This is a genomic window from Streptomyces sp. NPDC060035, from assembly GCF_042736635.1.
Taxonomy (GTDB): Bacteria; Actinomycetota; Actinomycetes; order Streptomycetales; family Streptomycetaceae; genus Streptomyces.
Genome location: NZ_JBHWVO010000003.1, coordinates 123,946 through 137,109, shown reverse-complemented (window position 1 = coordinate 137,109; position 13,164 = coordinate 123,946). Strand labels below are relative to the sequence as shown.

Sequence of the window (13,164 nt, the reverse complement as noted above, 5' to 3'; positions counted from 1 at the left end):
GACCGGATGTGACGGGCCGGATTTAGAGCGAAGGGCGGCGGGGCCGATGCGGGCAGTGGTGTTCGAGGAGTTCGGGCGGGAGGCCCGTGTCCAGGACCTACCGGATCCCGCCCCTTCGGTCGGGGGAGTCGTGGTCCGGGTCGGAGCCACCGGGCTGTGCCGAAGCGACTGGCACGGCTGGATGGGCCATGACCCGGACATCGCCCTTCCCCATGTACCCGGCCATGAACTGGCCGGGGTGATCGAGGCGGTGGGCTCCGGCGTGCACAACTGGCGCCCCGGCGACCGGGTCACCGTCCCCTTCGTCTGCGCCTGCGGCCACTGCCCCGCCTGCGCGGCCGGCGCCCAGCAGGTCTGCGAGAGGCAGACCCAGCCGGGCTTCACCCACTGGGGATCGTTCGCCGAGTACGTGGCGCTGGAGCAGGCCGACGTCAATCTGGTCGCCGTGCCCGAGGGCATGCCGTTCGGTACGGCGGCGGGGCTCGGATGCCGGTTCGCCACGGCGTTCCGGGCCGTGGCCGGTCAGGGCCGGGTCGCACCGGGAGAGTGGGTCGCCGTGCACGGTTGCGGCGGGGTCGGACTGTCGGCCGTGATGATCGCGGTGGCGTGCGGAGCCCGGGTCGTGGCCGTCGATGTCTCACCGCACGCCCTCGAACTGGCGCGGGCCTTCGGTGCGGCGGAGTGCGTGGACGCCTCCGCGTACCCCGCCGGTGCGGACGAGGCGGTACGCGAACTGACCGGCGGCGGTGCACATCTGTCGCTCGATGCGCTGGGCTCCCCCGTCACCTGTGCCGCCTCGGTGCGGAGCCTGCGCCGGCAGGGCCGCCACGTCCAGGTCGGGCTGCTGCCGCCGGCAGCCGGTGACCCGGTCGTGCCCATGGCGCGGGTCATCGGCCTGGAGCTGGAAATTCTCGGCAGCCACGGCATGGCCGCGCACGACTACCCGCCCATGATGGACATGGTCAGGGCAGGCACTCTGCGCCCCGATCTGCTGGTGACCTCCACCATCTCCTTGGACGCCGCCCCGGCGGCGCTCGCCGCCATGGGCGGGGCACCGGGGGCGGGCGTGACGATCATCGACCCGGCAAAGGAGGCGTGACTTCTCAGCGGCCCCGGTTGCTGGGGCGGGAGGCGATCCAGGCGAGGACGGTGTCCACGTACCAGTAGGGCTTTCCGTGCTGGACATCGTCGGGCGGGGGAAGGAGTCCGTGCTTGCGGTACGAGCGGATGGTGTCCGGCTGGACCCGGATGTGCGCGGCAATGTCCTTGTACGACCAGAGTCTTCTGTCCGTCATGGCTGACACCTCTCTGTACCTCCGTACTACGCACCGCGGCGGCGGCGGGGGCCGTCGGGGGAGCCTCGGTGCGCACGCCGGCGATCACTCAGCTTCTGTCCCGCCCAACGACGGGCCGGCGGGCTGGGCAGGGGGCGTCGCGCGCCTGTGACGCAAACCCTGCGGAACGGAGATATATGTGACGAAGAAGTGACTGCTGTGACGGAGGGAGGTCAAGGGAGTCAGGAGGAGGGACGGGCGGGTCCGCAGCTGCGGAGGTAGTCGCGGGTACGGCGGGCGATGGGCAGGGGTTTGTCGGGCGGACACGGATACATGTCCTGCTCGACGATCGCGAACAGGTCGGTGCCCAGGGCGCGTGCGGCGTCCAGTACGGGTTCCAGCGCGGGCACCCCGCCCGGCGGCTCGCACATCACACCGCGCGCCACGGCAGGGCCGAACGGCACCTCGTTCGCCACGACATCGGCGAGGATCGCGGGATCGATCTGCTTGAGGTGCAGGTAGCCGATCCGTTCGCCGTAGGTCTCGATGAGCCTGACGCTGTTCCCGCCGCAGTACGCGTAGTGGCCGGTGTCGAGGCAGAGCGAGACCAGGTCGGGGTCGGTGGCATCGAGGAAGCGGTTGACGTTCTCCTCGCTGTCGATGTGCGTATCGGCGTGCGGGTGCACGACGATCTGCAGTCCGTAGCGGTCCCGCACCTCGCGCCCCAGCCGCTCCGTCTGGGTGGTGAGATCGCGCCACTGTGCCGTCGTGAGCGTGCGGTCCTCCAGCACGTCGCCGCTCTTGTCGTCCCGCCAGAACGACGGGATGACCACCAGGTGTTCGGCGCCCATGGCCCGGGTGAGTGCCGCGATGCCGGCGACATGCGCCCAGGTCCGGTCCCAGACGTCCGGGCCGTGGTGCAATCCGGTGAAGACGGTTCCTGCGGAGACGGTGAGGCCGCGGTGGGCGGTCTCGTCCGTGAGGCGGGCCGGGTCGGTCGGCAAGTAGCCGTACGGGCCGAGCTCGATCCACTCGTAGCCCGCTTCGGAGACCTCGTCGAGGAATCGTTCCCAGGGGACCTGCTGCGGATCGTCGGGGAACCACACCCCCCATGAATCGGGTGCCGAGCCGATGTGGATACGAGCCGGAGCCGGTACGAAGGAGGTCATATCGCCCACCATTCAGCCCTCGGAGGGGGAGTGTCAAGAGTTCGTCCGAATGTCCGGACAAAGTGTTGACAGTGTCCCGGGTGCGGGTTAGACCTGGGGGCAGCCGAAGGGATGCGTATGCCTGAGCCGTACGACGTGATCACCATGGGGCGGATCGGGGTGGACATCTACCCTCTGCAGACCGGCGTACCGCTGGCCAGGGTCGAGACCTTCGGAAAGTTCCTCGGTGGCTCGCCGACCAATGTCGCCGTGGCCGCCGCCCGCCTGGGCAGGCGGACGGCCGTGGTCACCAGGACCGGTAAGGACGCCTTCGGCGACTATCTCCACCAGGCGCTCGGAGAATTCGGCGTGGACGACCGGTGGGTGACCCCCGTCGCGGAGTACCCGACCCCGGTCACCTTCTGCGAGATCTTCCCGCCGGACGACTTCCCGCTCTACTTCTACCGGCAGCCCAAGGCACCCGACCTGGAGATCCATGCGGAGGATCTCGACCTCGACGCGGTGCGTGCCGCGCGGGTCTTCTGGATGACCGGCACGGGACTGTGCGCCGAACCCAGCCGCACCGCGACCCTCACCGCACTCCGCGCCCGGAGCGCGGCACGGACGGCAAGGACCCCGCGTGCCACGGTCTTCGACCTCGACTGGCGCCCCATGTTCTGGGACGGGTCCCCGGCAGATGGCCACAGCTCCGCCGCCCCCGCCCGCTACCGCGAAGCACTCGCCCATGCCACGGTCGCCGTCGGCAACCTCGACGAGTGCGAGATCGCCACCGGCGAACGTGAACCGCACGCGGCGGCCCGTGCCCTGCTGGCCGCCGGGGTCGAACTCGCCGTCGTCAAACAGGGCCCCGCGGGTGTCCTCGCCGTCCACCGCGACGGCACCACCGCCGAGATCCCGCCGCTCCCCGTGGACGTCGTCAACGGACTGGGGGCCGGGGACGCGTTCGGCGGCGCCCTCTGCCACGGGCTGCTCGCCGGATGGGAGACGGAACGCATCATGCGCTACGCGAACGCCGCAGGGGCCATCGTCGCGTCCCGCCTTGCCTGTTCGTCCGCGATGCCCTTCCCGTACGAGGTCGAACAGGCCCTCGCCGCCGGCGCCGTCACCGAGCCGGGAGCACCGGGAGCAACCACAGAGACCGGAGCCGCCGGAGTCACCGGAGCCGCCGGAGTCACCGGAGACGCCAGAGACGCCGGAGACGCCGGAGTCGCCCCGTGACGCCGCCCGCCGCCGCCTCCGTCGCCGATCTCGTCCGGCTGCGCACGCACCACCCCGAGGCCGTGGCCGAGGCAGCCGCCCGGCGCGGCAGGCGCCCCCTCGTCGGCGCCACAGGACGCCTGATGATCATCGCAGCGGATCATCCGGCCCGCGGTGCCCTGGCCGTCGGCGAAGACGAACTCGCCATGGCCAACCGCTTCGACCTCCTCGAACGGCTCTGCCTCGCCCTCTCGCGCCCAGGCGTCGACGGAGTCCTCGCCGGCGCCGACGTCCTCGACGACCTTCTGCTGCTCGGCGCCCTGGAGGACAGGGTCGTCATCGGCTCCATGAACCGCGGCGGGCTCGCGGGAGCCGCCTTCGAGCTCGACGACCGCTTCACCGGTCACCGCCCCATCGACCTCGCCCGGTACGGCTTCGACGCGGGCAAGCTGCTGCTGAGAATCGACTACGGCGACCCCGGCTCCCTGGACACCCTCCATACCGCCGCCCGCACCGTCGACGCGATGGCGGCCCACCGGCTGCCCGTCTTCATCGAGCCGTTCCTCTGCCACCGCACCGACGGCAGGCTCCGCACCGACCTGGGAGCAGCGGCCGTCACCACCTCCATCGCCATCGCGTCGGGGCTGGGCGGCACCTCCGCGTACACCTGGCTCAAGGTCCCCGTCACCGAGAATCCCGACGACATGGCCCAGGTGATGGAGACCTCGACCCTCCCGGCCGTCCTGCTCGGCGGCGAGGTCAAGGGAGATCTGGACGGGGCGTACGAGAAATGGCGCGGAGCGCTGCGACTGCCGACCGTCCAGGGCCTGGTCGTCGGGCGCTCGCTGCTCTATCCGGCCGACGGGGATGTGGCAGGTGCGGTCGACACTGCGGTGGGACTTCTGTGAGGGACGGGTAGGGATGGAGCATGACGACGCGCGACGAGCAACAGCGATACCACCTCCGGGCCGGCCGTGCCGCGAGCGGCCCCTACGCCCTCCATATCGACCCGAAGCGCGCCGGATGGGACCGGTCGAGCCTGCGTGTACTGGAGCTCGAGCCCGGTGGTGTTCATACCTTGGTAACCGGGGAGAGCGAGTGGGTCGTTCTGCCGTTGGCCGGTGGCTGTACGGTGCACACGGCGGATGACGTATTTGAACTCGCGGGCAGGGAAAGCGTGTTCAGTTCGGTAACCGATTTCGCCTATCTACCGCGTGACGCCCGCGCACAGATCGCCTCCGGCGCAGGTGGCCGCTTCGCCCTGGCAGGAGCGAAGTGCGAGCGACGACTCCCCGCTCGCTACGGCCCCGCGCCGGAGGTACCGGTCGAGCTCCGCGGCGCCGGGAACTGCTCGCGCCAGGTCAACAACTTCGCCGCCGCGGACACGTTCGAGTGCGACCGCCTCATCGCCGTCGAGGTCCTGACCCCCGGCGGCAACTGGTCCTCGTACCCGCCCCACAAGCACGACGAGCACCATCCCGGCGTCGAGTCCGAACTCGAGGAGATCTACTACTTCGAGGTCGAGGGCAACGGCCTCGGCTACCACCGGGTGTCGCCGTCCCGTGCAGGCGGTACGGACGTCCTCGCCGAGGTCGCCACCGGTGACGCCGTCCTCATTCCCGACGGCTGGCACGGCCCATCCATCGCCCCGCCCGGCCGCACCCTCTACTACCTGAACGTGATGGCGGGCCCGGGGGAGCAGCGCGAGTGGCTGATCCGCGATCACCCCGGCCACAGCTGGATCCGCGAGACCTGGCCGGCCCAGCCCGTCGATCCACGACTCCCGCTCCACGGTCCGGAGGCAAGCCGTTGACCATGCCACGCGCCACCCGCAGGCTCACCACCGCCCAGGCCCTGGTCGCCTTCCTGGCCCGCCAGTACACCGAGCGCGACGGCCGCCGCCAACGGCTGATCAGCGCCACCTGGGGCATCTTCGGCCACGGCAATGTCGCGGGCATCGGCCAGGCACTCGTCGAGTCCGGCCCAGCGATGCCCTACTTCCAGGGCCGCAGCGAACAGGCCATGGTGCACGCCGCCGTCGGATACGCCCGCCAGTCGGGCAGGCTCTCCGCGCACGCCGTCACCACCTCCATCGGCCCCGGCGCCACGAACCTCGTCACCGGTGCGGCCCTCGCCACCGTCAACCACCTCCCGGTCCTGCTGCTGCCCGGCGACACCTTCGCGACCCGCCCCGCCGACCCCGTGCTCCAGCAGCTCGAAGTGCCGCACGCGGGCGATGTCTCGGTCAACGACTGTCTGCGCCCCGTCTCCCGCTACTTCGACCGGATCACCCGCCCCGAGGCGCTGATCCCGGCCGCCCTTCAGGCTATGCGGACCCTCGCCGACCCGGCAGGTACCGGCGCCGTCACGCTGGCACTGCCGCAGGACGTGCAGGCCGAGGCGTACGACTGGCCGACGGAGTTCTTCGCCGAGCGTGTCTGGCACGTGCGCAGGCCCGCCCCCGACGTGTCCGAACTCGAACAGGCGGTCCGGGCCGTCCGCACCGCGCGCCGCCCCCTGATCGTCGCGGGCGGCGGCGTCCACCACAGTGCGGCCGAGGAGACCCTCGCCGCCTTCGCCGCAGCCACCAGGATCCCCGTCGCGTCCACCCAGGCCGGCAAGGGCTCCCTGCGCCACGACCACCCCGCCGACGTGGGCGGCATCGGCCACACCGGCACCGCGACCGCCGACGACCTGGCCCGCGGCGCGGACCTGGTGATCGGAATCGGCACCCGCTACACGGACTTCACCACCGCCTCCGGCACCCTCTTCGCCGACCCGGGGGTCCGCTTCCTCAACCTCAACATCACCGGCTTCGACGCCCACAAGCTCGCCGCCCTCCCGCTCGTCGCGGACGCCCGTACCTCCCTCGAAGAGCTCGGTGCCGCCCTCACGGCACGTGGTTACCACGTCGACGCCGCGTACGAGACCGAGTACACCGAGGCCAAGGACCGCTGGGAGCAGCGCGTCGACGCGGCCTTCACCGCCGCAGACCCGGACGCCCGCCCCACCCAGGCCCAGGTCCTCGGGCTGCTCGACGCCCTCGTCACCGAGGAAGACATCCTGATCAACGCGGCGGGTTCACTCCCCGGGGATCTCCACAAGCTGTGGCGGACCAGGTCCCCGCAGCAGTACCACGTCGAGTACGGCTACTCCTGCATGGGATACGAGATCCCGGCAGCCCTCGGCGTCCAGCTCGCCGCCCCGGGCCGCCCCGTCTGGGCCCTGGTCGGCGACGGTACGTATCTGATGAACCCCACCGAGATCGTCACCGCCGTGCAGCAGGGCCTGCCCATCAAACTCGTCATCCTGCAGAACCACGGGTACGCCTCCATCGGGGGCCTCTCCGAGTCCGTCGGCAGCGAAGGCTTCGGTACGGCCTACCGGCACCGCGCGGCCGACGGCAGCTTCACCGGTACCCCGCTCCCCGTCGACCTCGCGGCCAACGCGGCCTCGCTCGGCATGCGGGTGCTGCGCGCGAAGTCCGTACGGGACCTGGGCCGTGCCCTCGCCGAGGCGCGCGGCGCGGACCGTCCCACTTGTGTCTACGTCGAGACCGAAACGCCAGACACAGTGTCGGGGCCCCCTCCCGCACAGGCGTGGTGGGATGTTCCTGTGGCCGAGACCGCGACCCGCCCGTCGGCGGTCGAGGCACGCGAAGAGTACGACCGGCAGACCGCTGCCCGACGCCGCCACCTCTGAAGGAGACCCCGTCATGAAGACCGTCAACCACTGGATCGGTGGCAAGACCGTCGAGGGCACGTCGGGCAACTACGGGCCGGTCACCGACCCGGCGACCGGTGCTGTCACCACCCAGGTCGCGCTCGCCTCGGCCGAGGAGGTCGACGCCGCGGTCGCCGCCGCGAAGAGCGCGTACGAGACGTGGGGCACCTCCTCGCTCTCCGCCCGCACCGCCGTCCTCTTCCGCTACCGCGCCCTGCTGGACGCCCACCGCGACGACATCGCCGCGCTGATCACCGCCGAGCACGGCAAGGTGCACTCCGACGCGCTCGGCGAGGTCGCCCGCGGTCTGGAGATCGTCGAGCTGGCCTGCGGCATCACGACCCAGCTCAAGGGTGAGCTGTCCACCCAGGTCTCCAGCCGGGTCGACGTGTCCTCGATCCGTCAGTCGCTCGGCGTCGTCGCGGGCATCACCCCGTTCAACTTCCCGGCCATGGTGCCGATGTGGATGTTCCCGCTGGCCATCGCCTGCGGGAACACGTTCGTCCTGAAGCCCAGCGAGAAGGACCCCTCGGCCGCCAACCTGCTGGCCGAGCTGGCCGCCGAGGCGGGCCTGCCCGACGGCGTCCTGAACGTCCTGCACGGCGACAAGGTCGCCGTCGACGGGCTCCTTGCCCACCCCGATGTCGCTGCCGTCTCCTTCGTGGGCTCCACCCCGATCGCCCGCTACATCCACGCCACGGCCTCCGCGAACGGCAAGCGCGTCCAGGCGCTCGGCGGCGCGAAGAACCACATGCTGGTCCTCCCGGACGCCGACCTGGACGCCGCCGCCGACGCCGCGGTCTCGGCCGCGTACGGCTCCGCCGGTGAGCGCTGCATGGCGATCTCCGCCGTCGTCGCCGTGAGCTCCGTCGCCGACGAGCTGGTGGCCCGGATCAAGGAGCGCGCCGAGAAGATCAAGATCGGCCCCGGCAACGACCCCATGTCCGAGATGGGCCCGCTGATCACCGCTGTCCACCGCGACAAGGTCGCCTCCTACGTCACCGGCGCCGCCGCCCAGGGCGCCGACGTCGTCCTCGACGGGACGGGCCACACGGTCGAGGGCTTCGAGGACGGCCACTGGATCGGCCTGTCCCTCCTCGACCACGTCTCCACGGACTCCGACGCGTACCGGGACGAGATCTTCGGCCCGGTCCTGTGCGTCCTGCGCGTCGACACGTACGAGGAGGGCGTCGCCCTCATGAACGCCTCGCCGTTCGGCAACGGCACCGCGATCTTCACCCGCGACGGCGGCGCGGCCCGGCGCTTCCAGCTGGAGATCGAGGCCGGCATGGTCGGCGTCAACGTCCCGATCCCGGTGCCGGTGGGCTACCACTCCTTCGGCGGCTGGAAGGACTCCCTCTTCGGCGACCACCACATCTACGGCAACGACGGCGTGCACTTCTACACCCGCGGCAAGGTCGTCACCACCCGCTGGCCCGACCCGGCCGACGCCCCGTCCGGTGTGGACCTCGGCTTCCCCCGCAACCACTGATCCCGCACCCCGGGACCCGGCCGGGCATCACACCCCGCCCTGACGCGCGCGGGCCGCGCCCTGTGCCCTCCGCCGAGGGCACAGGGCGCGGCCGACAGGGACGGGGTCAGCCCTTCGCCACTCCCATGTGGTGCAGCGCGTTGCGGGTGAGTGCCTGGAGACCCGGGTCCACCGCGAGGGATCCCGGGGTGTTGGTCGCCCCCGCGTTGAGGACCCGGCCGCCCGAGGGGCGCTCCCAGTAGATGAGGTCGGCCCCGTGCCCGGTGTCGGCACCCCAGTGCGCGACGAAGCGCGGGCCGTGGTCGGCGTGGCCGAGGACGGTCAGGCCCTTGGGATCCAGGGCGGGCATGCCCTGGATCTCCGGCAGGCCGTCCACCTCGTAACCGCTGACCGCGGGACCGTCGTGGGAACGGGTGCCGAAGAGCCCGCCCTCCTCCAGCGGTACGCGCTCCGGCTCGTGCAGCAGGAAGTGGTCGGCCTCGCGGACCTCGAAGGGCGCGAACGCGGTCGGGTCACCGCTGTCGATCCAGCCCAGGGTCTCCAGGCCGAGCAACTCGCTCGGCGCCTGCCCCAGGTAGGACCACTTGCCGCCGGGCCTGCCGTCGGTGTGCCAGCGCTCGCCCCATTCGTCCGGAGGCAGCCACGCCACCCCCGTGCCCTCTCCCGGGTGCGTGGTCTTCCGGGTCTCGATCACCTTGGTCCGCTGGTCGTAACCGACGCGCCAGAAAGCCGTGTTGCCGCTGTAGCAGATGACGTTCCCGCCGCCGTCGAGGTACCTCTCGACCCCGTCGCGCATGTTCTGGGTCCAGTACTCGTTGTGGCCCACGATCATGAGCGCCGAGAACTGCTCCAGCAGGCCGGGGTCGGCGTCGAGTTCGGCATCCGTGATGCACTCGTACGCGTAACCCTCGGAGTGCAGCCAGGACTCCGCGTGCCGCTCCGGGCGCACGAGGTGCTGGTGCACGGTGGAGTCGCGCAGATGGCTGCGGTGCACGAACGGCCGCACCCGGGACAGCGGGATGTTCATGCCCAGGTTGAAGAACAGCCGTCCGCTGATGTTGCGCGTGTAGGCCGAGGACATGAGGCCCGGGATGCTGGAGCCGTCGGTCGCCCGGCGCGCGTACGTGGTCCAGGTGAAGGTGCTGTAGATCAGCGCGACCGACTTGAGGCGGCGCGGCCGGGGGCGCACCACCACGAAGGGCAGTTCCAGCGGCTCGTCCTCGGCGCCCGCAAGCGCCACCCGCACGTAGTAGGTGCCGCTGTCGGCGTCCTCGGGAACGGTGACCTCGGCGGCGGCCGGCCAGCCGCAGTCCACCAGGTCGTCGGAGGAGAAGCGGATCGAGCCGCCCCGTGTGGGGTCGGCGTCCGGGTCGTAACCGGGGCGGCCGATGCTCTTCGAGGCGCAGGGCCCAGGGAGGTTGAGGACCGGGGTGTTGACCAGGTCCAGGTCCCGGCCGTGGCCGCTGACATCCGCCGCCACCGTGCCGGAGCGCTCCCGGAGCGGCCAGTGCGCCAGCAGCGCATCGCGCGCGGACGGGACCGCCGCGGGCATGGCACGGCTCTCGGTGAGCGCGACGACCTCATGGCGGGTCAGCGTGCGCGAGAACACGGACACGTCGCTCACGTCGCCGTCGAGCAGGTGGTCGACCAGCCCGCTCTGGGCGGCGGCGGCGACGCGTACCGCGCCCGGGGTGTACGCCCCGGCCGCGGCCCTGCCCTCGGCCTCGACGTTGCCGTCGACCCACAGCTGCACCTGTTCGCCCTCGACGGTGAACGCGATGTGCACCCACTCCCCGAGCCGGTTCAGCAGGGAGGCCCCGGAGAAGGTCCAGTTGACCCGGTCGTGGTGCCCGCCGTCACCGACGTAGCAGCCGGGGTGGCCGTCGGCGTCGATGCCGATGGCCCAGCCGCAGCGCTCCGGATAGTCCAGATCGCTGACGACCGACGCCCAGCTGGAGGTCTCGACCGTGTCCGGCAGATGCCAGACGCGGACCCATGCGGAGACCGTGCCCGGGCGGTCGAGGGGCTCGCCCGTTGCCGCGCCGTAGGAGCCGGGGTGGACGTCGTGCCGTCGCGCGACCGCCGAGGTGGCGTCCGCCAGCCAGGTGACCTCGGCGCGGTCGGCCTCGTCATCCGGTTCGGGGCGCAGCAGCGCCGTGCGCCCGAGGCGGCCGACGCTGATCTCGTGCGCGGCGGGCGCCGACAGGTGCACGCGCAGCACCTCGCCGGGCTTCACCCCGATCGGGTCGACGTAGCCCATCAGGCTCGCGACCCGCACCGCCCGGTGGCTGGGTATCAGGTCAGGCGGCGCGTCGGTGACCCGCAGCTGCCAGTTGCCGCCGGATACGGACTCTCGTGCGTCTGTTGGCATGGATTCGCTTTCCAAACTGTGTGTGGATTACTTCGTCGAACACCCCGGTGAAGGGGGACGGCCACGTTCAGCCGGTCTCGCTCGCGGCACCCGGACCCAGGTGCCGGGTCAGCTCCTCGAACTCCACGCCCCCGGCCATCGCCGAGGTGAGCTCCTCCCGGCTGATCTGGTCGCGGGTCCACGAACCCATCAGACGGCCCCGGTTCAGCACAACGAACCGGTCCCCGATCGGGTACGCGTGGTGCGGGTTGTGGGTGACGAAGACGACGCCGGCCCCCCGGTCGCGGGCGGCCGCGATGAACTGCAGTACGGCGGCCGTCTGCTTGACCCCCAGGGCCGAGGTCGGCTCGTCCAGGATCAGCACCTTCGCGCCGAAGAACAGCGCCCGGGAGATCGCGACGGCCTGCCGCTCGCCGCCGGACAGCGTGCCGACCACCTGGTCCGGATCGCGTACGTCGAGCCCGATCCTGAGCAGCTCCTCCCGGCAGACGCGCCGGGCGCGGTCCGCGTCGAGCAGCCGCAGCGGACCGAACCGCCGGGTGGGTTCGGAGCCCAGGAAGAAATTGCGCCAGATCGACATCAGCGGCATGGTCGCCAGGCTCTGGAACGCGGTGGCGATACCGAGCTCGCGGGCGTCGCGCGGCGCGACGAAGCGCACCGGGCGGCCGGAGACGAGCAGCTCGCCCTCGTTCTGCGTCTCGACGCCGGACAGCAGCTTGATGAAGGTCGACTTCCCGGCCCCGTTGTCACCGAGGACACAGGTGACCTGCCCTCCGTACACGGACACCGACACGTCGGACAGGGCCCGGACACTGCCGTAGGACTTCGACAGTCCGCGTCCTTCCAGCAAGGGGACCGCAGGGGTCATCGGCTCGGCCTCTCAGCGCTGCGGCGGATGAAATTGTTGACCAGGACGGCGAGCAGGAGGATCACGCCGAGGAAGAGGAGACGCCAGTCCGTGTTCCAGCCGGAGAACTGGATGCCGATGAAAGCCATGCCGACGATCGTGGCCCCGAGCGAAGCCCCCACCGGTGAGCCGTGGCCGCCGCTGAGCAGCGTGCCGCCGACGACCGCGCACACGATGTACATGAACTCGTTGCCGACGCCCTGCGTCGCCATCACCGAGCCCAGCCGGGTCGCCACCATGACACCCACCAGGGCGGCCGTCACCGAGGTCGTCATGAACAGGCTGATCTTCACCCGGTCGACCGGGACCGCCATCATGCGGGCGGCCAGGGGGTCGCCGCCCACCCCGAGTATCCAGTTGCCGACGGCGGTCCGCCTGAGCACCACCGCCGCCACGACGGTGAACCCCACCCACCACAGCACCGTGACCCGGAAGTCCCAGGGCGAGAAGGTGCCGCCGAACAGCCGGTACGCCTGGGCGTACCCGTCGACCGAACGCAGCCCGTCCACCCGGACGTTGTTCGTGACCAGTTTGGTGACCCCGAGGTTGGCGCCCTGGAGGCTGAAGAAGGTGGCCAGGGTGACGATGAAGCTCGGCAGACCGGTGCGGACCACCACATAGCCGTTGATCCAGCCGATCACCGCTGCGAACACGAGAGCCGCGGCGATGGCGACCCAGAGATCGACCCCCAGCCGGGTGCTCAGCATCCCGACGACCAGCCCGCTGCTCCCCACCATCACACCGGCGGAGAGGTCGAACTCACCGGCGATCATGAGCAGCGACACCGCGACGGAGACGATGCCGATGGTCGAGGCGACGTCGGTCCAGTTCCCGATGCCCCCGGGCGAGGCGAACTGCGAGGTGGTGACCGAGAAATAGACGCCGACGACGATGGCCGCCGCAAGCGCGCCGCTCTCCGGATGGCGCAGGGCCCGCGTCAGCAGACCGCTCTTCCGCGGCCGTTCGGCGGCCCGTCGGACCGGCGTCGTCAGGTCGTCCTCGCGGAGCATGATGTCGCTGTCCATGGCTGC

11 protein-coding genes are annotated in these 13,164 nt (G+C 71.1%); 6 read left to right on the top strand and 5 right to left on the bottom strand.

The window, feature by feature from the left end; genetic code table 11:
• Positions 1 to 46: 46 nt before the first annotated feature.
• Positions 47 to 1,099: a zinc-dependent alcohol dehydrogenase family protein gene (locus ACFWBQ_RS05700; RefSeq protein WP_385484344.1), complete on the top strand. Its 1,053-nt coding sequence runs from the start codon at positions 47 to 49 to the stop codon at positions 1,097 to 1,099.
• A 4-nt stretch (positions 1,100 to 1,103) separates the two neighbouring features.
• Here ACFWBQ_RS05700 and ACFWBQ_RS05695 read toward each other — a convergent pair whose 3' ends face one another.
• Together ACFWBQ_RS05695 and ACFWBQ_RS05690 are read right to left on the bottom strand one after the other, a co-directional pair.
• Positions 1,104 to 1,295, bottom strand: a complete 192-nt coding sequence (locus ACFWBQ_RS05695; RefSeq protein ID WP_351171406.1) for a MerR family transcriptional regulator — start codon at positions 1,293 to 1,295, stop codon at positions 1,104 to 1,106.
• Between the two features lie 221 nt (positions 1,296 to 1,516).
• The gene (locus ACFWBQ_RS05690) at positions 1,517 to 2,443 is read right to left on the bottom strand and encodes a sugar phosphate isomerase/epimerase family protein (protein WP_385484341.1); all 927 of its coding nucleotides are present in this window, start codon (positions 2,441 to 2,443) and stop codon (positions 1,517 to 1,519) included.
• Between the two features lie 117 nt (positions 2,444 to 2,560).
• Here ACFWBQ_RS05690 and iolC point away from each other — a divergent pair, with 117 nt between their 5' ends.
• Genes iolC through mmsA form a run of 5 tightly spaced genes read left to right on the top strand, consistent with a single transcriptional unit; the run spans position 2,561 to position 8,855 of the window.
• Entirely contained in the window at positions 2,561 to 3,661 is a 1,101-nt protein-coding gene (iolC, locus tag ACFWBQ_RS05685) for a 5-dehydro-2-deoxygluconokinase (protein ID WP_385484339.1), read from the top strand.
• Positions 3,658 to 4,548, top strand: coding sequence for a deoxyribose-phosphate aldolase (locus tag ACFWBQ_RS05680; RefSeq protein ID WP_385484337.1), 891 nt, complete (start codon positions 3,658 to 3,660; stop codon positions 4,546 to 4,548). The genes iolC and ACFWBQ_RS05680 overlap by 4 nt, the downstream gene beginning before the upstream one ends.
• A gap of 20 nt (positions 4,549 to 4,568) precedes the next feature.
• Positions 4,569 to 5,453, top strand: coding sequence for a 5-deoxy-glucuronate isomerase (gene iolB, locus ACFWBQ_RS05675; protein ID WP_385484334.1), 885 nt, complete (start codon positions 4,569 to 4,571; stop codon positions 5,451 to 5,453).
• A gap of 2 nt (positions 5,454 to 5,455) precedes the next feature.
• Entirely contained in the window at positions 5,456 to 7,342 is a 1,887-nt protein-coding gene (gene iolD / locus ACFWBQ_RS05670) for a 3D-(3,5/4)-trihydroxycyclohexane-1,2-dione acylhydrolase (decyclizing) (RefSeq protein WP_385484332.1), read from the top strand.
• Positions 7,343 to 7,355: 13 nt separating this feature from the next.
• The gene (gene mmsA, locus ACFWBQ_RS05665) at positions 7,356 to 8,855 is read left to right on the top strand and encodes a CoA-acylating methylmalonate-semialdehyde dehydrogenase (RefSeq protein WP_385484329.1); all 1,500 of its coding nucleotides are present in this window, start codon (positions 7,356 to 7,358) and stop codon (positions 8,853 to 8,855) included.
• A gap of 106 nt (positions 8,856 to 8,961) precedes the next feature.
• Here the strand turns inward: mmsA and ACFWBQ_RS05660 are convergent, their stop codons facing one another.
• The 3 genes from ACFWBQ_RS05660 to ACFWBQ_RS05650 all read right to left on the bottom strand — a co-directional run bounded on the left by ACFWBQ_RS05660 (position 8,962) and on the right by ACFWBQ_RS05650 (position 13,158).
• Positions 8,962 to 11,226, bottom strand: a complete 2,265-nt coding sequence (locus tag ACFWBQ_RS05660; RefSeq protein ID WP_385484326.1) for a N,N-dimethylformamidase beta subunit family domain-containing protein — start codon at positions 11,224 to 11,226, stop codon at positions 8,962 to 8,964.
• Between the two features lie 67 nt (positions 11,227 to 11,293).
• Positions 11,294 to 12,094, bottom strand: coding sequence for an ATP-binding cassette domain-containing protein (locus ACFWBQ_RS05655; protein WP_385484323.1), 801 nt, complete (start codon positions 12,092 to 12,094; stop codon positions 11,294 to 11,296).
• Positions 12,091 to 13,158: an ABC transporter permease gene (locus ACFWBQ_RS05650; RefSeq protein WP_385484321.1), complete on the bottom strand. Its 1,068-nt coding sequence runs from the start codon at positions 13,156 to 13,158 to the stop codon at positions 12,091 to 12,093. The genes ACFWBQ_RS05655 and ACFWBQ_RS05650 overlap by 4 nt, the downstream gene beginning before the upstream one ends.
• Positions 13,159 to 13,164 lie beyond the last annotated feature (6 nt).

Coding starts and splice junctions, on each gene's coding strand:
- iolB (WP_385484334.1), top strand. CDS start 4,569: ATGACGACGCGCGACGAGCAACAGCGATACCACCTCCGGGCCGGCCGT.
- ACFWBQ_RS05690 (WP_385484341.1), bottom strand. CDS start 2,443: ATGACCTCCTTCGTACCGGCTCCGGCTCGTATCCACATCGGCTCGGCA.
- iolD (WP_385484332.1), top strand. CDS start 5,456: ATGCCACGCGCCACCCGCAGGCTCACCACCGCCCAGGCCCTGGTCGCC.
- ACFWBQ_RS05650 (WP_385484321.1), bottom strand. CDS start 13,158: ATGGACAGCGACATCATGCTCCGCGAGGACGACCTGACGACGCCGGTC.
- iolC (WP_385484339.1), top strand. CDS start 2,561: ATGCCTGAGCCGTACGACGTGATCACCATGGGGCGGATCGGGGTGGAC.
- ACFWBQ_RS05660 (WP_385484326.1), bottom strand. CDS start 11,226: ATGCCAACAGACGCACGAGAGTCCGTATCCGGCGGCAACTGGCAGCTG.
- ACFWBQ_RS05655 (WP_385484323.1), bottom strand. CDS start 12,094: ATGACCCCTGCGGTCCCCTTGCTGGAAGGACGCGGACTGTCGAAGTCC.
- ACFWBQ_RS05695 (WP_351171406.1), bottom strand. CDS start 1,295: ATGACGGACAGAAGACTCTGGTCGTACAAGGACATTGCCGCGCACATC.
- mmsA (WP_385484329.1), top strand. CDS start 7,356: ATGAAGACCGTCAACCACTGGATCGGTGGCAAGACCGTCGAGGGCACG.
- ACFWBQ_RS05700 (WP_385484344.1), top strand. CDS start 47: ATGCGGGCAGTGGTGTTCGAGGAGTTCGGGCGGGAGGCCCGTGTCCAG.